The sequence below is a fragment of the Streptomyces sp. GB4-14 genome (assembly GCF_022696125.1).
In the GTDB taxonomy this organism is placed as follows: Bacteria; Actinomycetota; Actinomycetes; order Streptomycetales; family Streptomycetaceae; genus Streptomyces; species Streptomyces werraensis.
This window is the reverse complement of the sequence record NZ_RZHO01000002.1, coordinates 1,824,441-1,851,042: the sequence shown is the minus strand read 5'-3', so window position 1 is coordinate 1,851,042 and position 26,602 is coordinate 1,824,441. Positions and strand designations below refer to the sequence as shown.

Annotated in this window: 28 protein-coding genes; 16 read left to right on the top strand and 12 right to left on the bottom strand. The window is 71.0% G+C overall.

Annotated elements, in window-relative coordinates; translation table 11 throughout:
• The first annotated feature begins 142 nt into the window (after window positions 1–142).
• The 9 genes from atpB (at window position 143) to ELQ39_RS09365 (ending at window position 7,890) form a co-directional block, all read left to right on the top strand.
• Window positions 143–970, top strand: a complete 828-nt coding sequence (gene atpB / locus ELQ39_RS09405) for a F0F1 ATP synthase subunit A (protein WP_190002620.1) — start codon at window positions 143–145, stop codon at window positions 968–970.
• 73 nt (window positions 971–1,043) lie between these two features.
• A complete protein-coding gene (gene atpE / locus ELQ39_RS09400) occupies window positions 1,044–1,274 on the top strand; it encodes an ATP synthase F0 subunit C (RefSeq protein ID WP_009321656.1) in 231 nt (76 codons plus the stop codon).
• 41 nt (window positions 1,275–1,315) lie between these two features.
• On the top strand, window positions 1,316–1,861 hold the full coding sequence (locus ELQ39_RS09395; RefSeq protein ID WP_190002621.1) for a F0F1 ATP synthase subunit B: 546 nt from the start codon (window positions 1,316–1,318) through the stop codon (window positions 1,859–1,861).
• Window positions 1,858–2,673, top strand: a complete 816-nt coding sequence (locus ELQ39_RS09390; protein ID WP_242591628.1) for a F0F1 ATP synthase subunit delta — start codon at window positions 1,858–1,860, stop codon at window positions 2,671–2,673. Before ELQ39_RS09395 ends, ELQ39_RS09390 begins: the two co-directional genes overlap by 4 nt.
• A gap of 134 nt (window positions 2,674–2,807) precedes the next feature.
• Window positions 2,808–4,397 (top strand): F0F1 ATP synthase subunit alpha, encoded by a 1,590-nt coding sequence (atpA, locus tag ELQ39_RS09385; RefSeq protein ID WP_242591627.1) that lies wholly within the window; start codon window positions 2,808–2,810, stop codon window positions 4,395–4,397.
• Between the two features lie 21 nt (window positions 4,398–4,418).
• A complete protein-coding gene (locus ELQ39_RS09380) occupies window positions 4,419–5,336 on the top strand; it encodes a F0F1 ATP synthase subunit gamma (protein ID WP_190002624.1) in 918 nt (305 codons plus the stop codon).
• Complete coding sequence (gene atpD / locus ELQ39_RS09375) at window positions 5,336–6,772, top strand: F0F1 ATP synthase subunit beta (RefSeq protein WP_190002625.1); 1,437 nt, start codon at window positions 5,336–5,338, stop codon at window positions 6,770–6,772. The genes ELQ39_RS09380 and atpD overlap by 1 nt, the downstream gene beginning before the upstream one ends.
• Window positions 6,773–6,903: 131 nt before the next feature.
• A complete protein-coding gene (locus tag ELQ39_RS09370; RefSeq protein WP_048459226.1) occupies window positions 6,904–7,281 on the top strand; it encodes a F0F1 ATP synthase subunit epsilon in 378 nt (125 codons plus the stop codon).
• A 162-nt stretch (window positions 7,282–7,443) separates the two neighbouring features.
• Window positions 7,444–7,890 carry a DUF2550 domain-containing protein gene (locus ELQ39_RS09365; RefSeq protein WP_190002626.1) on the top strand — a complete coding sequence of 149 codons (447 nt, stop codon included), beginning with the start codon at window positions 7,444–7,446 and terminating at the stop codon, window positions 7,888–7,890.
• An 87-nt stretch (window positions 7,891–7,977) separates the two neighbouring features.
• On the opposite strand, the gene ELQ39_RS09360 is transcribed toward ELQ39_RS09365, so the two are convergent.
• The 3 genes from ELQ39_RS09360 to ELQ39_RS09350 all read right to left on the bottom strand — a co-directional run bounded on the left by ELQ39_RS09360 (window position 7,978) and on the right by ELQ39_RS09350 (window position 11,774).
• Window positions 7,978–9,801, bottom strand: a complete 1,824-nt coding sequence (locus ELQ39_RS09360; RefSeq protein WP_242591626.1) for a glycosyl hydrolase family 18 protein — start codon at window positions 9,799–9,801, stop codon at window positions 7,978–7,980.
• A gap of 141 nt (window positions 9,802–9,942) precedes the next feature.
• Window positions 9,943–10,584 (bottom strand): response regulator, encoded by a 642-nt coding sequence (locus ELQ39_RS09355; RefSeq protein ID WP_242591625.1) that lies wholly within the window; start codon window positions 10,582–10,584, stop codon window positions 9,943–9,945.
• Window positions 10,584–11,774, bottom strand: a complete 1,191-nt coding sequence (locus ELQ39_RS09350; protein ID WP_242591624.1) for a sensor histidine kinase — start codon at window positions 11,772–11,774, stop codon at window positions 10,584–10,586. The genes ELQ39_RS09355 and ELQ39_RS09350 overlap by 1 nt, the downstream gene beginning before the upstream one ends.
• 153 nt (window positions 11,775–11,927) lie before the next feature.
• Here ELQ39_RS09350 and ELQ39_RS09345 point away from each other — a divergent pair, with 153 nt between their 5' ends.
• Window positions 11,928–12,512, top strand: a complete 585-nt coding sequence (locus ELQ39_RS09345) for a hypothetical protein (RefSeq protein ID WP_190002630.1) — start codon at window positions 11,928–11,930, stop codon at window positions 12,510–12,512.
• A gap of 57 nt (window positions 12,513–12,569) precedes the next feature.
• Entirely contained in the window at window positions 12,570–12,692 is a 123-nt protein-coding gene (locus ELQ39_RS32530) for a hypothetical protein (RefSeq protein ID WP_337663037.1), read from the top strand.
• A gap of 3 nt (window positions 12,693–12,695) precedes the next feature.
• On the opposite strand, the gene ELQ39_RS09340 is transcribed toward ELQ39_RS32530, so the two are convergent.
• Both ELQ39_RS09340 and ELQ39_RS09335 read right to left on the bottom strand, forming a co-directional pair.
• A complete protein-coding gene (locus ELQ39_RS09340) occupies window positions 12,696–13,268 on the bottom strand; it encodes a cob(I)yrinic acid a,c-diamide adenosyltransferase (RefSeq protein ID WP_019524076.1) in 573 nt (190 codons plus the stop codon).
• A gap of 51 nt (window positions 13,269–13,319) precedes the next feature.
• The gene (locus ELQ39_RS09335) at window positions 13,320–13,985 is read right to left on the bottom strand and encodes a maltokinase N-terminal cap-like domain-containing protein (protein ID WP_242591623.1); all 666 of its coding nucleotides are present in this window, start codon (window positions 13,983–13,985) and stop codon (window positions 13,320–13,322) included.
• 288 nt (window positions 13,986–14,273) lie between these two features.
• On the opposite strand from ELQ39_RS09335, the gene ELQ39_RS09330 reads away from it, so the two are divergent.
• The 3 genes from ELQ39_RS09330 to ELQ39_RS09320 all read left to right on the top strand — a co-directional run bounded on the left by ELQ39_RS09330 (window position 14,274) and on the right by ELQ39_RS09320 (window position 18,375).
• Window positions 14,274–15,122, top strand: a complete 849-nt coding sequence (locus ELQ39_RS09330) for a 3-hydroxyacyl-CoA dehydrogenase family protein (RefSeq protein WP_058916962.1) — start codon at window positions 14,274–14,276, stop codon at window positions 15,120–15,122.
• 151 nt (window positions 15,123–15,273) lie between these two features.
• A complete protein-coding gene (locus ELQ39_RS09325; RefSeq protein WP_019524073.1) occupies window positions 15,274–15,597 on the top strand; it encodes an STAS domain-containing protein in 324 nt (107 codons plus the stop codon).
• Between the two features lie 261 nt (window positions 15,598–15,858).
• On the top strand, window positions 15,859–18,375 hold the full coding sequence (locus tag ELQ39_RS09320; RefSeq protein WP_242591622.1) for an ATP-binding protein: 2,517 nt from the start codon (window positions 15,859–15,861) through the stop codon (window positions 18,373–18,375).
• 81 nt (window positions 18,376–18,456) lie between these two features.
• On the opposite strand, the gene nucS is transcribed toward ELQ39_RS09320, so the two are convergent.
• The gene (nucS, locus tag ELQ39_RS09315) at window positions 18,457–19,128 is read right to left on the bottom strand and encodes an endonuclease NucS (protein WP_190002634.1); all 672 of its coding nucleotides are present in this window, start codon (window positions 19,126–19,128) and stop codon (window positions 18,457–18,459) included.
• A gap of 288 nt (window positions 19,129–19,416) precedes the next feature.
• Between nucS and ELQ39_RS09310 the strand changes: the two genes are divergently transcribed.
• Window positions 19,417–19,809: an SCO5389 family protein gene (locus ELQ39_RS09310; protein WP_189904667.1), complete on the top strand. Its 393-nt coding sequence runs from the start codon at window positions 19,417–19,419 to the stop codon at window positions 19,807–19,809.
• A gap of 84 nt (window positions 19,810–19,893) precedes the next feature.
• On the opposite strand, the gene ELQ39_RS09305 is transcribed toward ELQ39_RS09310, so the two are convergent.
• Window positions 19,894–20,922, bottom strand: coding sequence for an LLM class flavin-dependent oxidoreductase (locus tag ELQ39_RS09305; RefSeq protein ID WP_225626433.1), 1,029 nt, complete (start codon window positions 20,920–20,922; stop codon window positions 19,894–19,896).
• 241 nt (window positions 20,923–21,163) lie between these two features.
• On the opposite strand from ELQ39_RS09305, the gene ELQ39_RS09300 reads away from it, so the two are divergent.
• Window positions 21,164–21,496: an ATP/GTP-binding protein gene (locus ELQ39_RS09300; RefSeq protein ID WP_190002636.1), complete on the top strand. Its 333-nt coding sequence runs from the start codon at window positions 21,164–21,166 to the stop codon at window positions 21,494–21,496.
• Window positions 21,497–21,513: 17 nt separating this feature from the next.
• Here ELQ39_RS09300 and ELQ39_RS09295 read toward each other — a convergent pair whose 3' ends face one another.
• From ELQ39_RS09295 to ELQ39_RS09275, 5 genes are all read right to left on the bottom strand, one after another.
• The gene (locus ELQ39_RS09295) at window positions 21,514–22,407 is read right to left on the bottom strand and encodes an ABC transporter permease subunit (RefSeq protein WP_225626434.1); all 894 of its coding nucleotides are present in this window, start codon (window positions 22,405–22,407) and stop codon (window positions 21,514–21,516) included.
• Window positions 22,404–23,612, bottom strand: a complete 1,209-nt coding sequence (locus ELQ39_RS09290; RefSeq protein WP_190002638.1) for an ABC transporter ATP-binding protein — start codon at window positions 23,610–23,612, stop codon at window positions 22,404–22,406. Before ELQ39_RS09290 ends, ELQ39_RS09295 begins: the two co-directional genes overlap by 4 nt.
• 132 nt (window positions 23,613–23,744) lie before the next feature.
• Window positions 23,745–24,518 carry an ABC transporter permease subunit gene (locus ELQ39_RS09285; RefSeq protein ID WP_242591621.1) on the bottom strand — a complete coding sequence of 258 codons (774 nt, stop codon included), beginning with the start codon at window positions 24,516–24,518 and terminating at the stop codon, window positions 23,745–23,747.
• A 2-nt stretch (window positions 24,519–24,520) separates the two neighbouring features.
• Window positions 24,521–25,477 (bottom strand): ABC transporter ATP-binding protein, encoded by a 957-nt coding sequence (locus ELQ39_RS09280; protein ID WP_242591620.1) that lies wholly within the window; start codon window positions 25,475–25,477, stop codon window positions 24,521–24,523.
• A gap of 82 nt (window positions 25,478–25,559) precedes the next feature.
• Window positions 25,560–26,498, bottom strand: coding sequence for a cellulose-binding protein (locus tag ELQ39_RS09275; protein ID WP_190002641.1), 939 nt, complete (start codon window positions 26,496–26,498; stop codon window positions 25,560–25,562).
• Window positions 26,499–26,602: the final 104 nt, after the last annotated feature.

Below are 26,602 nucleotides of genomic sequence, written 5' to 3'. Positions count from 1 at the left end.
CTGACGCCTGCTCAATCGCGAGGCGAGATGCCCCCCAGCCGCCCCCACATCCGTAACACCAGTCCCGTGCCGAACCGCGGCTCAGCGCCGCGCCGACACAACGAGGTTGCCGTACCTATGCGCCACGCTGAAGGAGCCCGCGGTGAGTGCTGACCCGACGCAGGTGCTCGCCTTCGACACCAACTGCCACCTCTTCGACGGGTGTGGCTTCGCGGAAGTGTCTCCGGGCCTGCACTCGTTCCTGTTCCAGCCCCTGTGGGGCGACGGAGACAGCAACCTGTACTTCAACAAGACGATGCTGCTGGCGCTGCTCGGCTCGGTGATCATCATCGGCTTCTTCTGGGCCGCCTTCCGCCGTCCGCAGGTCGTCCCCGGCAAGCTCCAGATGGTCGCGGAGGCGGGTTACGACTTCATCCGCCGCGGCGTCGTCTACGAGACGATCGGCAAGAAGGAGGGCGAGAAGTACGTTCCGTTCGTCGTCTCCCTCTTCTTCTTCGTCTGGATGATGAACCTCTGGTCGATCATCCCGGTCGCCCAGTTCCCGGTGACGTCGATCATCTCGTACCCGCTGGTCCTGGCCCTGATCGTGTACATCACGTGGGTCGTGCTGACCTTCAAGCGGCAGGGCTTCGTCGGCTTCTGGAAGAACGTCACCGGCTACGACAAGTCGCTCGGCCCGGTGCTGCCGCTGGCCATGCTGATCGAGCTCTTCTCGAACCTGCTGATCCGGCCGTTCACCCACGCCGTGCGACTCTTCGCGAACATGTTCGCGGGCCACACCCTGCTGCTGCTGTTCACCATCGCCAGCTGGTACATGCTGAACGGCATCGGCATCGCCTACGCGGGTGTCTCCTTCGTGATGGTGATCGTGATGACGGCCTTCGAGCTGTTCATCCAGGCCCTTCAGGCGTACGTGTTCGTGCTGCTGACCTGCACGTACATCCAGGGCGCCATGGCCGAGCACCACTGAGCCACTGCCCTCCACCTCCCAGATCGTCCGGTGGCCAACCCCCATCGGTCCGTAAAGAAAAGGAAGAACTGGCATGTCCCAGACCCTTGCTGCTGTCGAAGGCTCCCTCGGCTCCATCGGTTACGGCCTCGCCGCGATCGGCCCGGGCGTCGGCGTCGGCATCATCTTCGGTAACGGCACCCAGGCGCTGGCCCGTCAGCCCGAGGCCGCCGGCCTGATCCGTGCCAACCAGATCCTCGGCTTCGCCTTCTGTGAGGCGCTCGCCCTGATCGGTCTGGTCATGCCGTTCGTCTACGGCTACTGAGCCACCAGACCAGTCCAGCCGACTAGACGAAAGGCACTCACATGAGCCAGCTGCTCATCGCGGCGAGCGAGGGCGGGGAGAACCCCCTCGTCCCGCCGATCCCTGAGCTGGTCATCGGCCTGCTCGCCTTCGTCATCGTCTTCGGCTTCCTCGCCAAGAAGCTCCTCCCGAACATCAACAAGGTTCTGGAAGAGCGTCGCGAGGCCATCGAGGGCGGTATCGAGAAGGCCGAGGCCGCCCAGACCGAGGCCCAGAGCGTCCTGGAGCAGTACAAGGCCCAGCTCGCCGAGGCCCGGCACGAGGCCGCGCGCCTGCGCCAGGAGGCGCAGGAGCAGGGCGCCGCGCTCATCGCCGAGATGCGCGCGGAAGGCCAGCGCCAGCGCGAGGAGATCGTCGCTGCCGGTCACGCCCAGATCGAGGCCGACCGCAAGGCCGCGGCCTCCGCGCTGCGCCAGGACGTCGGCAAGCTCGCCACCGAACTGGCCGGCAAGCTCGTCGGCGAGTCCCTCGAGGACCACGCCCGGCAGAGCCGTGTGATCGACCGCTTCCTCGACGAGCTCGACCAGAAGGCAGAGGCCGCACGATGAACGGAGCGAGCCGCGAGGCCCTGGCAGCCGCACGTGAGCGTCTCGACGCGCTGACGGACTCCACGTCCGTGGACGCGGCCGCGCTCGCCGACGAGCTGGCCGCCGTCACCGCGCTGCTCGACCGCGAGGTGTCGCTGCGTCGGGTCCTCACCGACCCGGCGCAGGCCGGTGAGGCCAAGGCCGACCTGGCACGGCGCCTGCTCGGCTCGCAGGTCAGCGGCACCGCCGCCGACCTGGTGGCCGGCCTGGTGCGCTCCCGCTGGTCGCAGTCCCGCGATCTGGTGGACGCACTGGAGGAGCTGGCGAACACCGCCGACCTCACCGCCGCCCAGAAGGCCGGTGCGCTCGACAACGTCGAGGACGAGTTGTTCCGGTTCGGCCGGATCGTCTCCTCCAGCACCGAGCTGCGCGCCGCGCTCACCAACCGCAGCGCGCCCGCCTCCTCCAAGAGCGAGCTGCTGCGCAGCCTGCTCGGCGGCAGGGCGAACGCGGCCACCGAGCGTCTGGTGACGCGCCTCGTGACCGCGCCGCGTGGACGTAGCCTGGAGTCGGGACTCGAGTCCCTGTCCAAGCTCGCCGCAGAGCGCCGGGACCGCATGGTGGCCGTCGTCACCTCCGCGGTGCCGCTCAGCGACCAGCAGAAGCAGCGCCTGGGCGACGCCCTGGCGAAGCTCTACGGCCGCCGGATGCACCTCAACCTCGACGTCGACCCCGCGGTCGTCGGCGGGATGCGGGTGCAGGTCGGTGACGAGGTCATCAACGGCTCCCTGGCGGACCGGCTCGAGGACGCGGGCCGCCGCCTGGCGGGCTGAGCACCACATTCTTAATAGGCAGTACGTACTTACGGCCCTGGTTGGGCCGTGCAGAGGATTCACCTCCTGTAGGGGGGAGTCCCCATCCCCCCCAAGTGAAACTTCGGGCCCAACAAGGAGAGCAGGGAACTCAGATGGCGGAGCTCACGATCCGGCCGGAGGAGATCCGGGACGCGCTGGAGAACTTCGTCCAGTCGTACAAGCCGGACGCGGCCTCGCGCGAGGAGGTCGGTACGGTCACCCTGGCCGGCGACGGCATCGCGAAGGTCGAGGGCCTGCCCTCGGCCATGGCCAACGAGCTGCTGAAGTTCGAGGACGGCACCCTCGGCCTCGCCCTCAACCTCGAGGAGCGCGAGATCGGTGCCATCGTCCTCGGTGAGTTCAGCGGCATCGAGGAGGGCCAGCCGGTCACCCGCACCGGCGAGGTGCTGTCCGTCGCCGTCGGCGAGGGCTACCTCGGCCGTGTGGTCGACCCGCTCGGCAACCCGATCGACGGCCTCGGCGAGATCGAGACCGAGGGCCGCCGCGCCCTCGAACTGCAGGCCCCCACGGTCATGCAGCGCAAGTCGGTGCACGAGCCGATGGAGACGGGTTACAAGGCCGTCGACGCCATGACCCCGATCGGCCGTGGTCAGCGTCAGCTGATCATCGGCGACCGCCAGACCGGCAAGACCGCGCTGGCCGTCGACACGATCATCAACCAGCGTGACAACTGGCGCACCGGCGACCCGAAGAAGCAGGTCCGCTGCATCTACGTCGCCATCGGCCAGAAGGGCTCCACCATCGCGTCGGTCCGCCGCGCGCTGGAGGAGAACGGCGCGCTGGAGTACACGACCATCGTCGCCGCCCCGGCGTCCGACCCGGCCGGCTTCAAGTACCTGGCGCCGTACACCGGCTCGGCCATCGGCCAGCACTGGATGTACCAGGGCAAGCACGTCCTGATCATTTTCGACGACCTGTCGAAGCAGGCCGACGCCTACCGCGCCGTGTCGCTGCTGCTGCGCCGCCCGCCGGGCCGCGAGGCCTACCCGGGTGACGTCTTCTACCTGCACTCCCGTCTGCTGGAGCGCTGCGCGAAGCTCTCCGACGACATGGGCGCCGGCTCGATGACCGGTCTGCCGATCGTCGAGACGAAGGCCAACGACGTCTCGGCGTTCATCCCGACCAACGTCATCTCCATCACCGACGGCCAGTGCTTCCTGGAGTCGGACCTCTTCAACGCCGGTCAGCGCCCCGCGCTGAACGTCGGTATCTCCGTCTCCCGAGTCGGTGGTTCCGCCCAGCACAAGGCGATGAAGCAGGTCTCCGGCCGTCTGCGCGTGGACCTCGCCCAGTTCCGTGAGCTGGAGGCGTTCGCCGCCTTCGGTTCCGACCTGGACGCGGCCTCCAAGGCGCAGCTGGAGCGCGGTCAGCGCATGGTCGAGCTGCTGAAGCAGGACCAGTACCAGCCGATGTCGACCGAGGACCAGGTCGTCTCCGTCTGGGCCGGCACCACCGGCAAGATGGACGACGTGCCGGTCGCGGACGTCCGCCGCTTCGAGAAGGAGCTCCTGGAGTACCTGCACCGCAAGGAGCAGGGCCTCATGACCTCCATCCGCGAGGGCGGCAAGATGTCGGACGACACCCTGCAGGCCGTGGCCGACGCGATCGCCGAGTTCAAGAAGCAGTTCGAGACGAGCGACGGCAAGCTGCTCGGCGAGGACGCCCCGTCCGCCGCCAAGTGACGTAAGGAAGGGACCTGACTCATGGGAGCTCAGCTCCGGGTCTACAAGCGTCGCATCCGATCCGTCACCGCGACCAAGAAGATCACCAAGGCGATGGAGATGATCGCCGCCTCGCGCGTCGTCAAGGCGCAGCGCAAGGTGGCGGCCTCCACGCCGTACGCGCAGGAACTCACCCGCGCGGTCACGGCGGTCGGAACCGGGTCGAACACCAAGCACCCGCTCACCACGGAGGCGGACAACCCGACCCGTGCCGCGGTCCTGCTCCTCACGAGCGACCGCGGCCTGGCCGGCGCCTTCAACGCCAACGCCATCAAGGCGGCGGAGCAGCTGACCGAGCGCCTCGAGCGCGAGGGCAAGCAGGTCGACACGTACATCGTCGGCCGGCGCGGTGTGGCCCACTACAACTTCCGTGAGCGCAAGATCGCGGAGACGTTCACCGGCTTCACCGACGAGCCCTCGTACGCGGACGCCAAGAAGGTCGCGGCGCCGCTGATCGAGGCCATCCAGTCGGAGACGGCGGACGGCGGCGTGGACGAACTGCACATCGTCTACACCGAGTTCGTGTCGATGATGACGCAGACGGCGGTCGGCTCCCGGCTGCTGCCGCTGCGCCTCGACGACGCGGCCGCGGAGACCGCCGGCAAGGGCGAGATCCTTCCGCTGTACGACTTCGAGCCCTCGGCGGAGGACGTCCTCGACGCACTGCTGCCGCGGTACGTGGAGAGCCGGATCTACAACGCGCTGCTCCAGTCGGCCGCTTCGAAGCACGCCGCCACGCGGCGCGCGATGAAGTCGGCCACCGACAACGCGGGCGAGCTGATCAACACGCTCTCCCGTCTTGCCAACGCGGCCCGCCAGGCCGAAATCACCCAGGAAATCAGCGAGATCGTCGGTGGCGCCAGTGCCCTGGCCGACGCGACCGCGGGGAGTGACAACTAATGACCACCACTGTTGAGACCGCGACGGCTACGGGCCGCGTCGCCCGGGTCATCGGCCCGGTCGTCGACGTGGAGTTCCCCGTCGACGCCATGCCGGACATCTACAACGCCCTGCACGTCCAGGTCGCCGACCCGGCCAAGGAGGGCGAGCTCAAGACGCTGACCCTCGAGGTCGCGCAGCACCTCGGTGACGGCCTGGTCCGCACCATCTCCATGCAGCCCACCGACGGTCTGGTCCGCCAGGCCCCGGTGACCGACACGGGCGCCTCCATCTCCGTGCCGGTCGGCGACTTCACCACCGGCAAGGTGTTCAACACCCTCGGTGAGGTGCTGAACGTCGACGAGGAGTACACGGGCGAGCGCTGGCCGATCCACCGCAAGGCGCCGAACTTCGACGAGCTCGAGTCGAAGACCGAGATGTTCGAGACCGGCGTCAAGGTCATCGACCTGCTGACCCCGTACGTCAAGGGCGGCAAGATCGGTCTGTTCGGCGGCGCCGGCGTCGGCAAGACGGTGCTCATCCAGGAGATGATCTACCGCGTCGCCAACAACCACGACGGTGTGTCGGTGTTCGCCGGTGTCGGTGAGCGCACCCGTGAGGGCAACGACCTCATCGACGAGATGAGCGAGTCGGGCGTCATCGACAAGACCGCCCTCGTCTTCGGCCAGATGGACGAGCCCCCGGGCACCCGTCTGCGCGTGGCCCTGGCCGGTCTGACCATGGCGGAGTACTTCCGCGATGTGCAGAAGCAGGACGTGCTGTTCTTCATCGACAACATCTTCCGCTTCACCCAGGCCGGTTCCGAGGTGTCGACCCTGCTCGGCCGTATGCCCTCCGCGGTGGGTTACCAGCCGAACCTGGCCGACGAGATGGGTCTCCTCCAGGAGCGCATCACCTCGACCCGTGGTCACTCGATCACCTCGATGCAGGCGATCTACGTCCCCGCGGACGACCTGACCGACCCGGCCCCGGCCACCACCTTCGCCCACCTCGACGCGACGACGGTTCTCTCCCGTCCGATCTCGGAGAAGGGCATCTACCCGGCCGTGGACCCGCTGGACTCGACGTCCCGGATCCTGGACCCGCGCTACATCGCGCAGGACCACTACGACGCGGCCATGCGCGTGAAGAACATTCTGCAGAAGTACAAGGACCTGCAGGACATCATCGCGATCCTCGGTATCGACGAGCTCGGCGAGGAGGACAAGCTCGTCGTCCACCGTGCCCGTCGCGTGGAGCGCTTCCTGTCCCAGAACACCCACGTCGCCAAGCAGTTCACCGGCGTCGACGGGTCGGACGTCCCGCTGGACGAGTCGATCGCGGCCTTCAACGCGATCTGCGACGGCGAGTACGACCACTTCCCTGAGCAGGCGTTCTTCATGTGCGGTGGCATCGAGGACCTGAAGAAGAACGCGAAGGAGCTGGGCGTCTCCTGACCCCCGCGCTCTGAAGTGAGCCGAACGGCTCACCCTTGAGGGGGCGGGCACGTCCCGCCCCCTCTGCCACGCCCACTAGACTTGTAACCAACACCCGGCACTACCGCCGGGTGGTGACCCGAGGAGCCACCTTGGCTGCTGAGCTGCACGTCGCGCTGGTCGCGGCCGACCGAGAGGTCTGGTCCGGCGAGGCCACCCTGGTCGTCGCGCGCACCACGTCCGGCGACATCGGCGTCATGCCCGGTCACCAGCCGCTGCTCGGTGTGCTGGAGTCGGGCCCGGTGACCATTCGTACGCCCGAGGGCGGGACGGTCGTCGCCGCGGTGCACGGCGGATTCATCTCGTTCGCGGACGACAAGCTGTCCCTGCTGGCCGAGGTCGCCGAGCTGTCGGACGAGATCGACGTCCAGCGCGTGGAGCAGGAGCTCGCCCGCGCGAAGGCGGAGGACGACGCCGAGGCCCAGCGTGCCGCGGACGTCCGCCTGCGGGCGGCGACGGCGGGACGCTGATCCGTGGGGGCTCCTCCCAGGCCCTTCGGGGCACTGGGGGAGCGGTGAGATGACGTCACTCAGCCGCGGCCGGCACCGGAGCGATCCGGAGCCGGTCGCGGCTGAGGCAGATCTGGATGATTTTTCCGTTCCGTTACCTAGGAGACGAGGAGGTCGGTGCCGATGGTCCTCGCTCTGACTGTGTGCGGAATCGTCGTGGCCCTCGTGGTGGTGGGGCTCTTCGTCTTCGGCCTGCGGCGCCGGCTCATCCAGCGGTCGGGCGGCACCTTCGACTGCAGCCTGCGCTGGGAGGCGCCCGAGAAGGGCGACGCCGGCGGCAAGGGCTGGGCGTACGGGGTGGCACGTTACAACGGCGACCGGGTCGAGTGGTTCCGGGTCTTCTCCTACGCCCCGCGCCCGCGCCGCGTCCTGGAGCGCTCCGCGATCGAGGTGGCCGGCCGCCGCGTCCCGGAGGGCGAGGAGGAGCTGGCCCTGCTGTCCGACGCGGTGATCCTCGCCTGTCTGCACCGGGGCACGCGTCTGGAGCTCGCGATGAGCGAGGACGCGCTGACCGGCTTCCTCGCCTGGCTGGAGGCGGCGCCTCCAGGGCAGAGGGTGAACGTCGCCTGATCTGCCGCTGACGCACTCTGCCGCAGAAGCACTTCGCCCCTCCTCCCGGCCGGGAGGAGGGGCGAAGTGCTTCTCGTCAGGTGCGTGTTACTTCAGTCCGGCGTCGACGGCGGAGGCCAGCTCGCCGTTGGCGGTGTCGCCGCTGAACTCCCAGTAGAAGGCGCCGCCCAGGCCCTGGGACTTGGCCCACGCCATCTTGGAGTTGATGGTGGCGGGGGTGTCGTAGGACCACCAGTTGCTGCCGCAGTGGGCGTACGCGGTGCCGGCGATCGTGCCGGTGGCCGGGCAGCTGTTCTTCAGGACCTTGTAGTCCTCGATGCCCGCCTCGTAGGTGCCGGGCGCGGCGCCCGTCGCGGTGCCGCCGGGGGCGGACTGGGTGACGCCGGTCCAGCCGCGGCCGTAGAAGCCGATGCCGAGCAGCAGCTTCTTGGACGGGACACCCTTGGCCTTCAGCTTGGCGATGGCGTCGGCGGAGTTGAAGCCGGCCTGCGGGATGCCCGGGTACGACGTCAGCGGCGAGTGCGGGGCCGTCGGGCCCTGCGCGTTGAAGGCGCCGAAGTAGTCGTACGTCATCACGTTGTACCAGTCGAGGTACTGGGCGGCGCCGCCGTAGTCGGCCGCGTCGATCTTGCCGCCGTTGGAGCCGTCCGCCGTGATGGCCGCGGTGACCAGGTAGTTCGGGCCGAACTCGTTGCGCAGTGCCTGCATCAGCGTGCGGAAGGCCGCCGGACCGCTGTTGTCACAGGTCAGACCGCAGGCGTTCGGGTACTCCCAGTCGATGTCGATGCCGTCGAAGACGTCGGCCCAGCGCGGGTCCTCCACGACCTGCTTGCAGGAGCGGGCGAACGCGGCGGCGTTCTGCGCGGCCTGGCCGAAGCCGCCGGAGTACGTCCAGCCGCCGAAGGAGTACAGCACCTTGATGTGCGGGTACTTGGCCTTCAGCTGACGCAGCTGGTTGAAGTTGCCGCGCAGCGGCTGGTCCCAGGTGTCGGCCTGTCCGCTGACGGACTGGTCGGCGGTGTACGCCTTGTCGTAGGCGGCGTAGGTGTCGTCGACCGTGCACTGGCCGTTCTTCACGTTGCCGAAGGCGTAGTTGATGTGCGTGATCTTCGACGCCGTGCCCGAGGTCACCAGGTTCTTGACGTGGTAGTTGCGGCCGTAGACGCCCCACTCGGTGAAGTAGCCGAGCTTGACCTTGTCGCCGGTGGGCGGCTCGGTGGTGCCTCCGGTGGTGCGCACCGCGCGGGCGCCGCTGACCGGGCCGAGCTGGTCGGCGGTGTCGCGGGCCTGGACGGTGTACGAGTAGTCGGTGCCGGCGGTGAGACCGGTGTCCGTGTACGAGGTGGCGGTCACGGTGGCGACCTTGGCGCCGTCGCGCAGCACGTCGTAGTTCTTGACGCCCTTGTCGTCGGTGGCCGCGCTCCAGGACAGCTTCACCGAGGTGTTGGTGATGTCCGACGCGGACGGCGTGCCGGGGGCGCTCGGCGGGTTGTCACCGGGGTTGGTGGAGCCGCCGTCGCAGCTGCCGCCGTTGAGCTTGCAGTTGGCGGGGGAGCCGGAGCCGGCGCCGTTGAAGCCGAAGGTGACGGAGGCGCCGGGGGCGAGGGTGCCGTTCCAGGACTTGTTCTTCGCGGTCCAGTGGGTGCCGGAGGAGGTGACGTCGGCGTCCCAGGCGGAGGTGACCGAGGTGCCGGCGGGGAAGTCCCACTCGACGGTCCAGGAGCTGAGGCTGGTGGTGCCGGTGTTCTTGACGGTCCACTTGCCCTCGAAGCCGGAGCCCCAGTCCTGGGTCTTGACGTAGGTCGCGGTCGCCGACGTCGCCGCCTGGGCGGGGTTCGCGAGGCCGACGAGGCCGGCGAAGGGGAGCACGAGGGTCGCGATTCCGGCCGCGACTCTGTGTCTGAAGCGCATGCCGCGCCTCCTTCTGGGGGATGGGGGCACGACTGAGCCTTCGTGCCCACGGTGCGGCGAGAATAGAAAGGTCTGGACCACGGGTCAATAGGTCTGGACCACTGTGCGCGGCTCTTTGTCTTCTAAACCTTCACGGCGCCTTCAGATACCCAACTCCTGCGCCAGTACCGCCGCTTGCACCCGGCTGCGCAGCTCCAGCTTCCCCAGCAGCCGGCTGACGTGCGTCTTCACCGTGGCCTCGGCCATGTCCAGGCGCCCCGCGATGGCGGCGTTCGACAGACCTTCCCCGAGGCACGACAGCACCTCCCGCTCCCGCCGGGTGAGCGTGTCCAGCACCGACGGGTCCGCCGTCGCCGGGCGGGCGGGCTTCGCGGCGAACTCGGCGATCAGCCGCCGCGTCACCGCCGGGGCGACGATCCCCTGGCCGCCCGCCACCGTGCGCACCGCCGCGATCAGGTCCTTCGCCTCGGTGTTCTTCAGCAGGAACCCGGCGGCGCCCGCCCGCAGCGCCCCGAACACGTACTCGTCCAGGTCGAAGGTGGTCAGCACCAGCACGTCCGCGAGGTTCTCCGCGACCACCCTCCGGGTCGCCGACACCCCGTCCAGACGCGGCATCTGCACGTCCATCAGCACCACGTCCGGGCGCAGTTCACGGGCGAGCGCCACCGCCTGCTCGCCGTCCGCCGCCTCGCCCACCACCTCGACGTCCGGCGCGCTGCGCAGGATCAGCACCAGCCCCGCGCGGACGGCGGACTGGTCCTCGGCGACCAGAACCCGGATCATCACGCTTCTCCTTGCTCGACATCGGTGACCGGAAGGGTGGCACGCACCACCCACAACGTGCCCTCGGGACCGGCCTCCGGGCCCGCCTCGAAGAAACCGTCCAGCAGGGCCGCCCGCTCCCGCATCCCGACGAGACCGGCGCCCGAGCCGGGCGCGCGGGGGCCGTCGCGGTCGCCGCAGGGGCTGGTCACCCTGATCTCCAGGGCCTCGGGCGAGCGGCGCAGGGAGACGGCCACCCGGCCGGGCGCGGCGTGCTTCAGCGCGTTGGTCAGCGACTCCTGCACGATCCTGTACGCCGCCAGCTCGACCGGCGCCGGCACCCCGCCCGGCTCGGCGTCCAGGGTGACGTCGAGGCCGTTGGCGCGGGCGTTGTCGACCAGGGCGCCGAGCCCGTCCAGGGTCGGCGTGGCGGCCGGCTCCCGGTCGCCGGCACCGTCGCGCAGGATGCCGATGAGCCGTCGCATTTCGGACAGACCTTGGACGCTGTTCTCCCGGATCACCGTCAGGGCGTCCCGCGACGTCCCCGGGTCGTCGAGGGAGAGCGCGGCGGTGGAGTGGATGGCGATCGCCGAGAGGTGGTTGGCCACCAGGTCGTGCAACTCCCGGGCCATCCGCGAGCGTTCCGCGGTGACCGCCTGGACCCGGTCCATCTCCGCCAGCAGCGCGGTCTGTTCGGCCTGAAGGCGGGCGGCGTCGGCGGCGTCCCGGTGGTTGCGCACGATCAGACCGGTCGACGCGGGCGCGAAGGTCACCGCGCCGACCACCAGACCGATCAGCAGCGCCTCCGGCACCCGCCACACGGCGTACGGCACCAGCATCCCGGCCAGCGTGAGCACGCCGGTGATCCACGGCAGACGGTGGGCGGTCGCGGGCGAGCCGTAGACCACGGCGGCGTACATCAGGTCGGTGTACATCACGATCGTCGCGATGCTGCCCTGCGTCATGGTGTCCGCGGCCAGCGCCAGCGTGCCGGCCGCCAGCGCGGTGCGCGGGGCGGTGCGGCGCAGCAGCTCGCAGCACGCCGTCACGCCGAGCGGCACCAGCAGCGCCCACCGGCCGCCGAACAGCACGATCGGGTCGCTGCCCGGCCGCACGCCCAGCCCGAACCCCCACAACAGCAGCCCGCCCAGCAGTCCGGCGAGCGCGACGGTCACGTCGAAGCGGGGCGGGCGGAGGGGTCGTACGGCCATGGACACCATCCAACACGGTGCGCACGCCGCACGCCTGATCCCCGGGACCGGTCCTGGACTGCATCTTTCGATGTACTGCGGATTCGTCGGCCGCGACGACGCGCGCGCCCGGAGCGCACGGAAGCCTGGAAGGGTGACCGAGAGGAGCGAACCGTGATCGTCGCCTTGATCATCGCCTGCGAGATCGGGTTCTGGGTGCTGCTGGCGGCCGGCCTGGCCTTCCGCTACCTGCTGCGGATGCCGCGCACCGGGCTGGCGCTGCTGCTGTGCGAGCCGGTGCTGGAGGTCGTGCTGCTCGTCGTCACCGCGTGGGACCTGAAGAACGGCGCGGAGCCGGACTGGACCCACGGGCTCGCCGCGCTCTACATCGGCTACACGGTGGGCCACGGCCACCGCACGGTGAAGTGGCTCGACGGGCACGCGGCGCACCGCCTCGACGGCCGCCCGCTGGTCCGGCCGCCGCGTCACGGCCTGGCCCGCGCCCGGCACGAGACCAGGGTGTGGCTGGGCACGCTGATCGCCGCCGCCGTGGCGACCGCGCTGCTCCAGCTCGCCATCTGGTACGTCGGCGACCCGGCCCGCGTCACCTCCCTGGAGTCCTGGCGCTCCACCGCCTGGCGGGCGGCCGGCATCCACGGCCTGATCACCCTCACCTACTGGCTCTGGCCGAAGAAGGCCCCGGCGGACAACGCCGGCACCGAGCCGGGCGCCGCCGGCCGCGAGCGGGTGGGCCGGTGAGGCGGGCGGCCGGGCACTGCGCCACGGGCGTGGGCACGGTGCCCGGGGGCCTCGCCCCTGTGGCGCTTCACCCAGGGCGTGGAGCTGCCGGTGATCTCGCTGCCCAGGGCGGGCGGCCTGCTCGTGTTCCTCGGCGGCGCCGAGATCCTGCCGGGCCCGTGCCGGGCCGTGCGCCGGTAGGCCTCAGCGCTCGCCGCCCGGCACCCACAGGACGTCGCCCGTCTCCTTGTTGGCGATGCGGGCCAGGATGAACAGCAGGTCCGACAGGCGGTTGAGGTAGGTCGCGGTGAGCGGGTTCATCGTCTCGCCGTGCGCCTCCAGGGCCGCCCACGTCGAGCGCTCGGCCCGGCGCACCACCGTGCACGCCTGGTGCAGCAGGGCCGCGCCCGGCGTGCCGCCCGGCAGGATGAACGAGCGCAGCTTCTCCAGCTGCTCGTTGAAGCGGTCGCAGTCCTCCTCGAGCCGGTCGACGTAGAACTGCTCGACCCGCAGCGGCGGGTACTTCGGATCCTCCACCACCGGCGTCGACAGGTCGGCGCCCACGTCGAACAGGTCGTTCTGCACGCGGGTGAGGACCGCGACCACCTCGTCCGGAAGATCGCCCAGGGCGAGCGCCGTGCCGATCACCGCGTTCGCCTCGTTGGCGTCCGCGTAGGCGGAGATCCGCAGATCCGTCTTGGCGACCCGGCTCATGTCCCCGAGGTGCGTGGTGCCCTTGTCGCCGGTCCGCGTGTAGATGCGTGTCAGGTTGACCATGAGGTCAGCCTAGTGACGCACCGGCGACACGGGGCACTCGTGTGCGCACCGTCACGGCGCGGGCGGCGGCGTGAGCAGCAGCGCCATCAGGCCCTGCACACGGGCGCCGTCCGGCGCCTCCCACGCCCCGGCGACATGGCCCGCCGCGCCCGGCTCGGCCTGCGGTGCGCCGTCCGGGGCGGGGTGCAGGGTGCGCAGCACGCGCAGCACCGTGCCGTCCGGCGCGGTCAGCTCGGTGTGCTCCTCGGCGTCCTCGACCGCCGGGAACTCCGCCGGCACAGGGCCCTCGCCCGCCAGGGCGCGGCTCACCTCACGGTCGGGGGTGTGGCTCACGCTCTGCGCCTGCGGCTGGGCCCGGCCCTCGACCAGCGCCGCCAACTCGGCGACGGCCACCGGGTCGTGGCAGGCGTCGTAGATCCAGCGGCGGCCCAGGACCCCGTGCTCGGCGGTGCCGACGAGGGCCGCGTCCGCCCCGTCGAGCGGTGCGGCGCGGTAGGTGAGCGGCACCAGGTAGGAGACCGGGGTGTCGCCCGACTCGTCCCGGACCACCATGAACTCGATGCCGACCTCGCCCTTGGGGTCGTCGAGCCGGAAGCCTCCCGCCTTGCTCAGCTGCGGCTCCCGGGGACCGCCGTGGTACCAGGGCCGGGTGGGCAGCCAGCCGGCCAGCAGCTCCAGCTTGGTCGGCTCCAGGGTGGTGCGGTGGATGACGGACATGCCGGGGGTTCTCCTTCGACGGGCGGACACACCGGCCCCCACCCTCGCACCGGCGGCGCTCCCGCGCGACGGCTTTCCGCCGGGCCGCCGGCCCGCCCGGCCGTACCGACCCTCGGGACGGCGGGCGCCCGCGATCTGACGCCCCGTCGGCTCTCACCGCCTCTGCCGCCGGTGTGATGTCCGTCATGTGAGACGTGACGCGCGTTACTTACCGGTCACAGGGCTCCCCGCGAACGCTAATGTCCGCTCCTGGAGAACATGGACAGCGCGTATCAGGGGAGTCGCACAGTGGCACGCAAGCTCGCCGTCATCGGGGCCGGTCTCATGGGGTCCGGCATCGCCCAGGTCTCCGCTCAGGCGGGCTGGGACGTCGTCCTGCGCGACGTCACCGACGAGGCGCTGACGCGGGGCACGGACGGGATCAAGGCGTCGTACGACAAGTTCGTCGCCAAGGGGAAGCTCGAGGCGAAGGACGCGGAGGCCGCCCTCGGCCGGATCACCACGACCACCGATCTCGACGCCTGCGCGGACGCGGACGTCGTCGTCGAGGCCGTCTTCGAGAAGCTCGAGGTCAAGCACGAGATCTTCCGCACGCTCGACAAGCTCGTACGCGAGGACACCGTCCTCGCCTCCAACACCTCCGCCATCCCGATCACCAAGATCGCGGCCGTGACGGAGCGCCCGGAGCGGGTCGTCGGCACCCACTTCTTCTCGCCGGTGCCGATGATGCAGCTCTGCGAGCTGGTCCGCGGCTACAAGACCAGCGACGAAACCCTCGCCAGGGCCCGGGAGTTCGCCGAGTCCGTCGGCAAGACCTGCATCGTCGTCAACCGCGACGTGGCCGGCTTCGTCACCACCCGCCTCATCTGCGCCCTCGTCGTCGAGGCCGCCAAGCTGTACGAGTCGGGCGTGGCGAGCGCCGAGGACATCGACCTCGCCTGCAAGCTGGGCTTCGGCCACGCCATGGGCCCGCTGGCCACCGCCGACCTCACCGGCGTGGACATCCTGCTGCACGCCACCAGCAACATCTACACGGAGTCGCAGGACGAGAAGTTCGCGGCCCCCGAGCTGATGCGCCGGATGGTTGACGCCGGTGACATCGGGCGCAAGAGCGGGCAGGGCTTCTACGAGCACTGAGACCGCGCACACCCCGGCGTGCATCACACGCCGGGGTGAATTCGGTATCGGTTCGTTCACAGCCAGCAACCTCCGCGGCCGTCACGCAGTCAGAGGTTGCAACCGGCCGTCAGGACACCGCGGAGCACACCACGCATCACGGGGAGCGCATATGCACATCAGGGGCGACCACGCCGAGCTGGTCGTCGGGGGCCGCCTCGACGTCCGCAGCGCGGCGGACGCCCGTACGGTCCTGCACTCGGCCGTCGACGACGGAGTCGGCGACCTGGTGCTGGACCTGTCCGAACTGGACTCCTGGGACGCCACCGGACTCGGGGTGATCATGGGGGCCCACCGACGGGCCGGCCGCTGCGGCCGGCGCCTGGTGCTGCGCGACGTGCCGCCGCAGATGCAGCGCCTGTTGGTGGCCACCCGGCTGCACCGGATTCTGGCGATCGAGGGGGGTATCGGGGTGGACACGCTGCCCCGCGTGTAAGGGCGTACGGGTGCATGACGGACGAGCCGGAGAAGCCGGGCCCACGCCCGCGAACTCCGCGCCGCGCGCACAATCCTCACGAGACCGTGACCAGTCGGACGCCCTGGCACCCCGGACTGTCGTGGATACTGACCGAAGGTTTAGGGTTCGGCTGCCCGCTGCCTTGCAACCCTCGAGCGGGCCCGGACCAGAAGCGACAGCGCGGTGTGCAGCGAGGCCGGGGAGGGCTTCAGCCACGACGCTTTTGGGGGGCTAGGACCTATGGACCCGAACCGCACGGGACCCGAGGAGTACGGCCACGGCGGCGACACGCCGCGCCAGCGCCCTCCCAGGGAATCCCTCACCTCCGACTTCGGACAGCACGCGCCCGTGCCCGCCCGCACGGTGCAGCTCGTCTCCGGCGACTTCCTGCTGACCGTCAACCCCGTCGACGGCAGCGAGATCGAGCCCTGCCCGCCCGCCGAGCGGCCCGCCCGCCCCGGCAGGCTCACCGAGTCCGAACGCGCCGAGGTGGAGCGCGCCGCCGCCCCGCCCGTCCCCCCGGGCCCCGCGCGGCCCGCGCTGCCCCTGCTGGCCCGCCAGGACGAGCGGGAGACCCTGGTGCGGCTGCTCGCCCGCGGCCGCTCCGTGCGTCTCGTCGGCCCCGGCGGCTCCGGCCGCACCCGGCTGCTCGACGTCGTCGCCGAGGACTGCGCCGACCTCGCGCCCGACGGAGTGGTCCGCCTCAACGGCCACCGCCGCACCGCCGACGACCTCCTGTACGACCTCTTCCACGCGGTCTTCGACGCGCCCCTGCACCGCCCCGACCGGGACGAACTGCTCGAAAGCGTCGGCGAGATCGGCGCCGTCGTCGTCCTGGACGACCTGGAGTTCGGCGGGGCCGCCCTCGACGAGCTGCTGGACGCCACCCCCGAGTGCGCCTTCCTGTTCGCCGCCACCCCGGACGTGGCCGACCCCTCCGCCGACGCGGGCGTCGAGGACGTCGAGCTGGCCGGCCTCGACCGCGCGGCCGGCCTCGACCTGCTCGGGCACGCCGTCGGCCGCAGCCTCACCGACGAGGAGGCGACCTGGGCGGGCGACCTGTGGTTCGAGTCCGAGGGCCTGCCGCTGCGCTTCGTCCAGGCGGGCGCCCTGCTGCGGCAGCGCGACCGGCTGCGGGCCGGCACCAGCGCCGTCGACGAGTTCGGCGTCTTCGAGGACGTCCGGCCCGACGAGGCGCCCTACGACCCCGCCGACGGCGACGAGGTGCCGCTGCCCTCCCTCGGCGAGGCCGCCGCGCCCGCCCCGCTGCTCGCCTCCCGCCTCAGCGACTCCGCCCGCGCCACCCTGCGGTTCGCCGTCGCGCTCGGCGGCGAGGTGCCGCACCAGGCGCACCTGCCCGCCCTGGTGGGCGACACCCACGCCGACGCCGCCCTCGGCGAACTGGTCTCCTGCGGACTGGTCTCCCCGGTCGGCGCCCGCTACCGGCTCGCCGCCGGCGTCCCCGCCCAGCTGGAGGCCGCCGGGTACACCGACGACGCCGACGTCCGCGTCCGCGAGGCCGCGCAGCACTACGCCTGGTGGACCGGACACCCCTCGGTGACACCCGAGCGCGTCTGTGCCGAGGCCGACGCCGTCCTCGCCGCGCTCACCGCCCTGTCGCCGCTCGCCGCCGACACCGCCGACGAGCCCGGCACCGCCGTGCAGCTCGCCCGCACCGCCGCTCCCGCCTTCGCCTCCGGGCTCCACTGGAGCGCCTGGGAGCGGGCGCTGCGGGCCGGCGCGGAGGCCGCCCGCATCGCCGGGGACGTGGGCGAACAGGCCTACTTCCACCACGAGCTGGGCATCCACGCGCTGTGCGCCGGACAGCTCGACCGGGCGCGCGCCGAGCTGGAGGCGTCCATCGGCCTGCGCGGCGCCCTCGCCGACAAGCGCGGCACGGTCGCGGGCCGCAGGGCGCTGGCCCTCGTCGCCGACCGCTCCGGCGTCCCGCTCGCGATCGCGCCGACCGCGGCGGAGGAGGTGCCCGAGGCGCACGTCGAGGAGTCGGCGTCCCCGCCCCGCGGGGTGCCGATGGCCTTCCCCGACCTCCAGCCCCCCGCCGACACCGGTCTGGTCGTCTCCGGGGCCGTGCCGGCCGCGACGGTTCCGCAGCGAGCCAAGGCCGGCGTCCCGGGCGGCTTCAAGGGGCTCGCCAAAAGGAACCTGGTCGCGGCGGGCGCCGGCGCGCTGCTCGTCGCCGTCCTCGGCACCGTCGTCACCCTCGGCGCCACGTCGGGCAACGACCCCGCGTCGCCCTCGGAGAACATCGGGGTCAACCCGTCCGCCAGCCAGGGTCCGGACGACGGCAGCCTCGACGCGGACCCGGCGGCCGGCAACAAGGGCGACACGGGGAAGGCCACCAGCCGCCCCTCCGACCCCGGTCCCGACGGCACGCCCGGCACCGCGGACGACCCGACGCCGACGGCCACCGAGTCCGGCGGGCCGACGGACGAGGAGACCGGCACCGGGGAGCCTGGGGAGCCGACGCGGCCGACGTCGCCGGGCACCTCGCCGACCAAGCCGACCAAATCGCCGAAGCCGCCCACGTCTCCGTCGCCCACGCCGACCGAGACGGAAACCGAGGAACCCACGGAGGACCCCACCGAGGAGCCCACGGAGACCCCCACCACGCCGCAGGAGCCGACCACCAGCAACTCCGCCAGCGGTCCCGCCTCCTCGGCCCCCGTGGAGACCTCCGCGAGCGCCTCGCAGAGCACGGATCAGGCCTCGCCCGAGGACGCGGAGACGATGATCTGACCCGCCGGGCGTACCGCACGCACCATGGGCCGGGTTCCGCACGGAACCCGGCCCCTGGTGCGTGCCGTCGTGGCGCGCCGCTCAGAACAGGCGCAGCTTGTCGTCCTCGATGCCCCGCAGGGCGTCGTAGTCGAGCACCTGGCAGCCGATGCCCCGGTCGGTCGCGAGCACCCGGGCCTGCGGCTTGATCTCCTGGGCCGCGAAGATGCCGCGCACCGGCGCGAGATGCGGGTCGCGGTTCAGCAGTTCCAGATAGCGGGTGAGCTGCTCCACGCCGTCGATCTCGCCGCGTCGCTTGATCTCCACGGCGACGGTCTGCCCTTCGGCGTCCCGGCACAGGATGTCGACCGGCCCGATCGCCGTCATGTACTCACGGCGGATCAGCGTGTAGCCCTCGCCCAGGGTCTCGATGCGGTCGGCGAGCAGCTCCTGAAGGTGTGCTTCCACGCCGTCTTTGATCAGGCCGGGATCGACGCCGAGTTCGTGCGACGAGTCGTGGAGGATCTCCTCCATCGTGATGATGAGCTTCTCGCCCGCCTTGTTGACGACGGTCCACACGCCTTCCTGTTCGCCGGTGCCCTCCTTCAAGGTGCACGGCGGCGACATCCAGTTGAGGGGCTTGTAGGCCCGGTCGTCGGCATGGATCGAGACGCTGCCGTCCGCCTTGATCAGGATCAGACGAGGTGCGGACGGCAGGTGCGCGGTGAGCCGCCCGGCGTAGTCCACGGAGCAGCGGGCAATGACGAGACGCATGGTCGGCAACGCTACTCGACCGGCCGGGCCGGACGCGATTCGCCCTCACAGACGCCCCTCGGGGCCCATGAGGCGCGTCCTGTATCTCCTGGAAAACGCGTGTTCCGCAATGGCCGATTCCCGGCCTACAGGAAGTTCCGCATCCGCCCGTTCTCCTGGTGCGGTCACCGTCCGTTGCTTACGGTATTGAACGGGAGGTCGCGGACTGTGTACGCAGCGTGTCTGATTTCGCGCACTCCCTTATCTGTCAGGCAACCCCCGAGTGCTGGGGGTGCGAGAGGAGAACCCATGTCGCTCGACGTCTCACCGGCCCTACTCGAACAGGCCGAGCGAGGCGAGGTCGACGAAGCTGCCTTCGTCGACTGCGTCCGGACCTCCCTGCCCTACGCGTGGGAGATGATCAGCTCCCTGGTGGCCCAGCTGAAGGTGGACGGCGGAGCCTTCGCCGACAACCAGACGCCCCCGCCGGACGAGCAGGCACGCGGTCAGCTGCTGCGTGCGCTCGCGAGTGACGCGATACGCGGCGCCCTGCAACGGCACTTCGGTGTTCGGCTGGCCTTCCAGAACTGCCACAGGGTGGCCGTGTTCCCGCTTGACTCCTCGGTCGACGAGACGCTGGCCCGCTTCACCTCCGTGCGCAGCCAACTGCTCAACCAGTCGCCGGAACTGCGCGACTGCTGACGCTCCATCGACAGCTTGCCGCTCCGTACGCGGGAGGTGCAGTTTGTACCGGAGCGGCAAGCATCCTTGGAACGCCTCGAGCGGTCAGGTGAGTTGGGGGAGCACCTCGGCGCCGAGCCGCCGTACGTTCTCCTCCGTCGCCGCCAGGTCGCCGGAGCCCTCGACGAGCAGCGCGAAGCGCGAGATGCCGGTCCGCTCGCTGGTCGCGGCGAGCCGGTCGGCGCACAGCCGCGGGGTGCCCACCGGGTGCAGCCCGCACAGCAGCTCCGTGTAGGCCAGCGGGTCGCGCATCCGGCGCTCGCGGCCGTCCACCGTCACATGCGCCTCCAGCCCCTGCTTCAGCCAGCCGGGCATCGCCTTCAGCAAGGTCTCGGCCGCGTCCGCGCGCCGGTCCGCGATCTGGCAGACCCCGGCCGAGACATGGGACGCGCCCTCGATCTCGGCGGACGTCCGGCCGCCGGCGCGCGCGTGGCGCCGCCACAGGGCGACCATCTCGGCCTTCTCCTCGTCGCCGACGTGCATGCCGAGCAGCATCGGCAGCCCTCGCTCGGCGGCCAGCCGTACGCTCGCGGGGGAGGTGCAGGCGACCACGACCTCCGGTCCCTCGGTCTCGGTGAGCGCCTCCGAGGGGCGGGGGACGACGGGCACCTCGCGGAACCGGTACCGCTCGCCGTCGGCGCCCACGGACGGCTCGCGCAGCCAGCGCAGCAGCAGGTCGAGCGCTTCCGGGAACCCCTTCTCGTACGCCTCCAGACCGGCCCCGAAGACCTCCAGGTCCACCCACGGGCCGCCCCGGCCGAGGCCCAGCGAGAACCGTCCGCCGCTGGCGACGTGCAGCAGCGCGGCCTGTTCGCCGAGCGCGACCGGGTGGGCGGTCGGCAGCACACTGACCGCCGTGCCCACGCGCAGCCGCCGGGTGCGGCCCAGCAGCATGGCCGCCAGGGTGACGGCGGACGGGCAGGTGCCGTAGGGCACGAAGTGGTGCTCGGCCAGCCAGACCGTGTCGAGCCCTGACTCCTCGGCCACCTCGGCGGAGCGGACCGCGCGGTGCAGCGCCTCACCCTCGCCCTGCCCGGGGAACCGGGCGGCCAACACGAAACTTCCAACGCGCATTGCTCTTCCTGCTTCCTTGGCTCCGACGCGGAGCTCCCCCGCAGGGCATAACCCCCCGACACGTGCCGAGGACACGGTCGGGTGAGCGATTTTGCGGATTGTCTGCAGAATGGGCCGCTCTCCCGGGGCCGCCGCGCGCCACGGAGTGACTTGTGACGTTTGGCGGCGTACGCGTACCCCGGTCCGCGGCGGCTAGGCTGGACGCGGTCCGTGCATCCTGTATAGCCCCGTGAGGTGTCCTGTGTCCCCGCGTCGCAACCGACCCAAGGGAGCCGGTTCGTCCGGCCGGAGCGCCGAGGACGACCGCTCCGGGAGGTACGGCGGCTGGCAGTCCACGGAGCCCTGGCAGGGCGAGGACTGGAGCGTGCGGCACGTGGCGGGCAGCAGCGCCCGCGGCAAGTCCTACCGGTGCCCGGGCTGCGACCAGTTGATCCCGGACGGGGTGCCGCACGTGGTGGCCTGGCCCGAGCACTCCGGCGTCGACGAGCGCCGGCACTGGCACAAGGCCTGCTGGAACGCGAAGGACCGCCGCACCACGCGGGTGCAGCGGTCCCGTAACGCGCCGAGGTTCTGACAGGCCCGCCGGGGTCCCTAGACGTCCCGCTTCCGCAGCAGGGTGAACGCCCCGGCGAGCGCGGCACCCGTGACGACCAGCATGATCCACAGCGGGTCCCAGCCCGACGGTCCCGACTCCGACAGGGAGTTGGCGTAGAAGATGCTCATCTGGTTCGGGATGGAGTACTCGAACAGCGCCTGCTGCACGTCCTCCAGCGAGGGGGAGAACATGAACAGAGCGATCACCAGCGGGGCCAGCACCGCCGCGATCATGATCGTGATGGCGCCCGCCGAGTGCCGCACGATCGACCCGACCGCCAGCGACAGGGTGCCGAGCAGCGCCAGGTAGAGCGAGACGCCGACCGTGCCCTTCAGCCATTCCTCGCCGTTCGGGTCCGCGGCGTTGTGCTCCTCGAGCAGCGACACGTGCAGCAGGCCCACGACCGACGCGCACACGAGGGTCACCACGAAGGCGACCAGGAAGAACACCAGGGCCTTCGCCGCGAGCACCCGGCCGCGGCTGGGACAGGCGACCATCGTCGTGCGGATCATGCCGGTGCCGTACTCGGAGGCGGTGGTCAGCACGCCGAGCGTGATGAGGCACATCGAGCCCAGCAGCAGTCCGAAGAAGCCCAGCGACAGCGGGCTCTCGCCGCCCAGGTCGGGGTCGGAACTGGCGACCACCAGGCCGGTGAGCAGTCCGATGCCGACCACGAGCGCGAAGAACACACCCAGCGTCCACAGGGTGGAGCGCACGGACTTGATCTTCGTCCACTCGGAGGCGAGCGCGTGCCCGAGATGGGTGCGCACCACCGGGATGGGCGAGGTGTAGGTGGGGTACGCCGGGCCGGGGGCGGAGGGCGCGGCACCGGGTGCGGCCGGCCACTCGGGTGCGGCGCTGTGCGGCATCGGGGGCTGGGGCGTGCTCATCGGGCGTCCTCGGACTTGGTCGGCTCGGCGGAGGGGGCGGACTGGGGAGCGCTCTGCGGCGCCTGCGGAGGCTGCGCGTACGGGTTCGCCGCCGGGGCGGCCGGAGCGGCCGCGGGGGCAGGGGGAGCGCCGTAGGGGCCCGCGGGGGCGGCCTGCGGCGGGGCGAAGGGCTGCCCGCCCTGCTGGGGCGGCGGCGGGGCGTACCAGCCGGGCTGGCCCTGGCCCGGCACCGGCATCGGCGGCTGCGCGCCCGGCGGGAGGGGCTGCTGGAGCCCTTCCTTCTGGTCGACGGTCGAGCGGTAGTCGACGGCGCCCTGCGTCATCCGCATGTACGCCTCCTCCAGGGACGCCTGGTGCGGCGAGAGCTCCCACAGCCGTACGTCGTGGTCGTGGGCGAGGTCGCTGATCCGGGGCAGCGGCAGTCCCGTCACCCGCAGCGCGCCGTCCTGCTCGGGCAGCACATGGCCGCCGGCCTCGGTGATGGCCGCCGACAGCTTCTCGCGCTGCTGCGGCTCGCTGTCGGGCGTCCGCACCCGCGCGAAGTCGGCGGAGTTGGCGGAGATGAAGTCCCGCACGCTCATGTCCGCCATGAGCTGGCCGCGGCCGATCACGATGAGGTGGTCGGCGGTCAGCGCCATCTCGCTCATCAGGTGGGAGGAGACGAACACCGTACGGCCCTCGGCGGCCAGTGACTTCATCAGGTTGCGCACCCAGAGGATGCCCTCGGGGTCGAGGCCGTTGACCGGCTCGTCGAACAGCAGTACCTGGGGGTCGCCCAGCAGCGCGGCGGCGATGCCCAGGCGCTGCCCCATGCCGAGCGAGAAGCCCTTGGACCGCCGGCCCGCCACCTCGTGCAGACCCACCACGCCCAGCACCTCGTCCACCCGGCGGGCCGGGATGCCCGACAGCTGGGCCAGGCTGAGCAGGTGGTTGCGGGCGGACCGGCCGCCGTGCACCGCCTTGGCGTCCAGCAGCGCACCCACCTGGCGGGGGGCGTTGGGCAGCCTGTCGTACGGGTGGCCGCAGATCGTGACATGGCCCGCGGTGGGATTGTCCAGACCGAGGATCATCCGCATCGTCGTCGACTTGCCCGAGCCGTTGGGGCCCAGGAAGCCGGTGACGGCGCCGGGACGCACCTGGAAGGAAAGGTTGTACACAGCGGTCTTGTCGCCGTACCGCTTGGTCAGGCCGACTGCCTCGATCATGCTCCGCACCCATCGAAAGGTTCAGGACAGCGGGGCATACGCCCCCCGTAAGGGTTAGGAGCTTATCGGGGCGCTGACGGTTCCGCTCAAGGGTGCATCACGGACGGACCGGAACCGCTCCCGAACGGTCGTTCACTGCGCGTCACGCCGCTTCAGCAGCACGTAGCCGCCGACGACGGCCGCGATCACCCACAGCGCCATGATGCCCAGGCCGCCCCAGGGGCCGTACGGGGTGTCGTCGTCCACCGGGGTGACCACCTGCATGATCCTGCTGCCCGCCTGGTCGGGCAGGAACCGGCCGACCTTCTCGGTGGCGCTGACGTTGCCGAGGATGTTGGAGATCAGGAAGAAGAACGGCATCAGGATGCCCAGCGACAGCATGGGGGAACGCAGCATCGCGGCCACTCCCATGGAGAACAGCGCGATCAGCGTCATGTAGAGCCCGCCGCCGAACACCGCGCGCAGCACCCCGTCGTCGCCGATGGACGCCCTGAGGTCGCCGAGCATCAGCTGGCCCAGGAAGAACGTGGCGAAGCTGGTGGCCATGCCGACCACGAACGCCAGCGCGGTGGCCACGGCGAGCTTGCTGAACAGGAAGACGCCCCGTTGGGGCACGGCCGCCAGCGAGGCGCGGATCATCCCGGTGCTGTACTCGTTCGACACCACCAGCACCCCGAACACGATCATCGCGAGCTGGCCCAGGCTGGTCCCGGCAAAGCTGATGAACGTCGGGTCGAAGGAAAGCCGCTCCCGCTCGCTGAGGCTGCCGAACTCGTTCTTCGACAGCGCCGAGATCAGCATGCCGAGGGCGATGGTGACGACCACCGCGGTGGACAGCGTCCACACGGTCGACGCCACCGACCGGATCTTGGTCCACTCCGACCGTACGACCTGTGCCGTCGCCATGCTCAGCCCTTCCTCCAGCTCTCGCCCCACTGCTGCTGAGGGGGCAGGGGCGCGCCGGTGTGCGCGTGGTACTCCACCGACTCCGCCGTCAACTGCATGAACGCCTCCTCCAGGGAGGCCTGCTGCGGGCTCAGTTCGTGCAGCACCACCCCGTTGCCGGCGGCCAGCTCGCCGATCTTCTCGGCGGGCGTCCCGTCCACCTCCAGCGTCCCGTCCGCGCCGTCCACGGCGGTGACGCCGGCCTGGTGCAGCGCGTCCAGCAGCGCCTCCCGCTGCGGGCTGCGCACCCGGACGTAGGAGCGGGAGTTGCGCTCGATGAACTCCGCCATCGAGGTGTCGGCGAGCAGCCGCCCCTGCCCGATGACCACGAGGTGGTCCGCCGTCAGGGCCATCTCGCTCATCAGGTGGGAGGAGACGAACACCGTGCGGCCCTGCTCGGCCAGCGACTTCATCAGCGTACGGATCCAGTGGATGCCCTCGGGGTCGAGGCCGTTGACCGGTTCGTCGAACATCAGGATCCGAGGGTCGCCGAGCAGGGCGGCGGCGATGCCGAGCCGCTGCCCCATGCCGAGCGAGAACCCCTTGGCCTTCTTCCGGGCCACCGCCGTCAGGCCGACCTCGCCCAGCACCTCCCGCACCCGCCGTTCGGGGATGCCGTTGCTCTGCGCGAGCCACAGCAGGTGGTTGTAGGCGCTGCGCCCCGGGTGCACTCCCTTGGCCTCCAGCAGGGCCCCGATGCACGTCAGGGGGTCCTGGAGCCGGTCGTAGTGCGTGCCGTCGATGCGGACGTCCCCCGCGGTGGGGTGGTCGAGCCCCAGGATCATCCGCATCGTGGTCGACTTGCCGGCGCCGTTCGGGCCGAGGAAGCCCGTGACGATGCCCGGCCGGACGGTGAAGGTCAGGTTGTCCACCGCGACCTTCTCGCCGTACCGCTTGGTCAGCCCCTCCAGCTCGATCATGCGGCCACGCTAGAACGGGGCGAAGCCCTCTGCCACCGCAGTGGCAGAGGGCTTCGACCTGTGTCCGGGTCGCCCGGTGGTGCTACCGGGACTGCTGGGCCGGGACGCCGCGGGAGACGGGCTCGTCCTCGGTGGCGGGCGCGCCGGTGGCGGCGACCGCGGCACCCGTGAGGGTCGCCAGCATCTCGCGGACGTTGGTCAGCTGGGCGTTGATGGAGTCGCGGCGGTTGGTCAGCGCCGCGAGCTCGCGCTCGGACTCCGAACGGATCCGGTCGGCCTTGGCGTTGGCGTCGGCCACGATGTCCTCGGCCTGGCGCTGGGCGGTCTCCACCGTCTGGCGGGCCCGGCGCTCGGCGTCCGTGCGCAGCTTCTCGGCCTCCAGGCGGAGCTGCTCGGCGCGGTGCTCGATCTCCGCGAGTCGCTTCTCGGCCTTGGCCTGACGCGAGGCCAGGTCACGCTCGGACTGCTCGCGGCGCTTCGCCAGGTTCGTCTCGAAGTCCGCGGCGGCCTGCGCGGCCTTGGCGCGGGTCTCCTCGAAGAGGGCCTCCGCCTCCTCGCGCTTGGACTGGGCGTCCTTCTGCGCCTCGGAGCGCAGCTGCGCGGCCTCGCCCTGGGCCTTCTCGACGATCCGGACGCCTTCGTCCTCGGCCTTGGCCTTGCGCTCGGCGGCGTAGGACTCGGCGTCGTTGCGCACCTGCTGGGCGGCCGACTCGGCGAGCTCACGGTGCTGCTCCGCGGCGCGCCGGGCCTCCTCGCGCAGGTCCTTGGCCTCCTCCTCGGCGAGACGGAGGATCTTCTCCACGCGCGCGCCGAGACCCGCGTACGACGGCTCGGCGTCGTTGATCTGGGCCTGGGCGTTCTGCGTCTCGAGGTGGAGCTCTTCGATGCGCTTTTCCAGAGCGGTGATGCGGGCGAGAGCGCTGTCACGGTCGGAGACGAGCTTGGAGATACGTTCGTCCACCTGAGCGCGGTCGTACCCACGCCGCACAAGCTCGAAGCCGTAGGGGGAAGTGTCGCTCATGGGGTTCCTGTCGAATGAGACCGGTGAGGTGATAGGTGGAATCCTAGGGGCCGAAGCGCTGTGTCATCGAGCGGATGCACGTTTGATACGGAAGATGACACCCC

What these genes read in the sequence shown, in the direction of transcription:
- atpE (WP_009321656.1), top strand. Translation starts at nt 1,044, where the DNA reads ATGTCCCAGACCCTTGCTGCTGTCGAAGGCTCCCTCGGCTCCATCGGT.
- ELQ39_RS09395 (WP_190002621.1), top strand. Translation starts at nt 1,316, where the DNA reads ATGAGCCAGCTGCTCATCGCGGCGAGCGAGGGCGGGGAGAACCCCCTC.
- ELQ39_RS09390 (WP_242591628.1), top strand. Translation starts at nt 1,858, where the DNA reads ATGAACGGAGCGAGCCGCGAGGCCCTGGCAGCCGCACGTGAGCGTCTC.
- atpA (WP_242591627.1), top strand. Translation starts at nt 2,808, where the DNA reads ATGGCGGAGCTCACGATCCGGCCGGAGGAGATCCGGGACGCGCTGGAG.
- ELQ39_RS09380 (WP_190002624.1), top strand. Translation starts at nt 4,419, where the DNA reads ATGGGAGCTCAGCTCCGGGTCTACAAGCGTCGCATCCGATCCGTCACC.
- atpD (WP_190002625.1), top strand. Translation starts at nt 5,336, where the DNA reads ATGACCACCACTGTTGAGACCGCGACGGCTACGGGCCGCGTCGCCCGG.
- ELQ39_RS09365 (WP_190002626.1), top strand. Translation starts at nt 7,444, where the DNA reads ATGGTCCTCGCTCTGACTGTGTGCGGAATCGTCGTGGCCCTCGTGGTG.
- ELQ39_RS09360 (WP_242591626.1), bottom strand. Translation starts at nt 9,801, where the DNA reads ATGCGCTTCAGACACAGAGTCGCGGCCGGAATCGCGACCCTCGTGCTC.
- ELQ39_RS09355 (WP_242591625.1), bottom strand. Translation starts at nt 10,584, where the DNA reads ATGATCCGGGTTCTGGTCGCCGAGGACCAGTCCGCCGTCCGCGCGGGG.
- ELQ39_RS09350 (WP_242591624.1), bottom strand. Translation starts at nt 11,774, where the DNA reads ATGGCCGTACGACCCCTCCGCCCGCCCCGCTTCGACGTGACCGTCGCG.
- ELQ39_RS09340 (WP_019524076.1), bottom strand. Translation starts at nt 13,268, where the DNA reads ATGGTCAACCTGACACGCATCTACACGCGGACCGGCGACAAGGGCACC.
- ELQ39_RS09335 (WP_242591623.1), bottom strand. Translation starts at nt 13,985, where the DNA reads ATGTCCGTCATCCACCGCACCACCCTGGAGCCGACCAAGCTGGAGCTG.
- ELQ39_RS09325 (WP_019524073.1), top strand. Translation starts at nt 15,274, where the DNA reads ATGCACATCAGGGGCGACCACGCCGAGCTGGTCGTCGGGGGCCGCCTC.
- ELQ39_RS09320 (WP_242591622.1), top strand. Translation starts at nt 15,859, where the DNA reads ATGGACCCGAACCGCACGGGACCCGAGGAGTACGGCCACGGCGGCGAC.
- nucS (WP_190002634.1), bottom strand. Translation starts at nt 19,128, where the DNA reads ATGCGTCTCGTCATTGCCCGCTGCTCCGTGGACTACGCCGGGCGGCTC.
- ELQ39_RS09310 (WP_189904667.1), top strand. Translation starts at nt 19,417, where the DNA reads ATGTCGCTCGACGTCTCACCGGCCCTACTCGAACAGGCCGAGCGAGGC.
- ELQ39_RS09305 (WP_225626433.1), bottom strand. Translation starts at nt 20,922, where the DNA reads ATGCGCGTTGGAAGTTTCGTGTTGGCCGCCCGGTTCCCCGGGCAGGGC.
- ELQ39_RS09295 (WP_225626434.1), bottom strand. Translation starts at nt 22,407, where the DNA reads ATGAGCACGCCCCAGCCCCCGATGCCGCACAGCGCCGCACCCGAGTGG.
- ELQ39_RS09290 (WP_190002638.1), bottom strand. Translation starts at nt 23,612, where the DNA reads ATGATCGAGGCAGTCGGCCTGACCAAGCGGTACGGCGACAAGACCGCT.
- ELQ39_RS09285 (WP_242591621.1), bottom strand. Translation starts at nt 24,518, where the DNA reads ATGGCGACGGCACAGGTCGTACGGTCGGAGTGGACCAAGATCCGGTCG.
- ELQ39_RS09280 (WP_242591620.1), bottom strand. Translation starts at nt 25,477, where the DNA reads ATGATCGAGCTGGAGGGGCTGACCAAGCGGTACGGCGAGAAGGTCGCG.
- ELQ39_RS09275 (WP_190002641.1), bottom strand. Translation starts at nt 26,498, where the DNA reads ATGAGCGACACTTCCCCCTACGGCTTCGAGCTTGTGCGGCGTGGGTAC.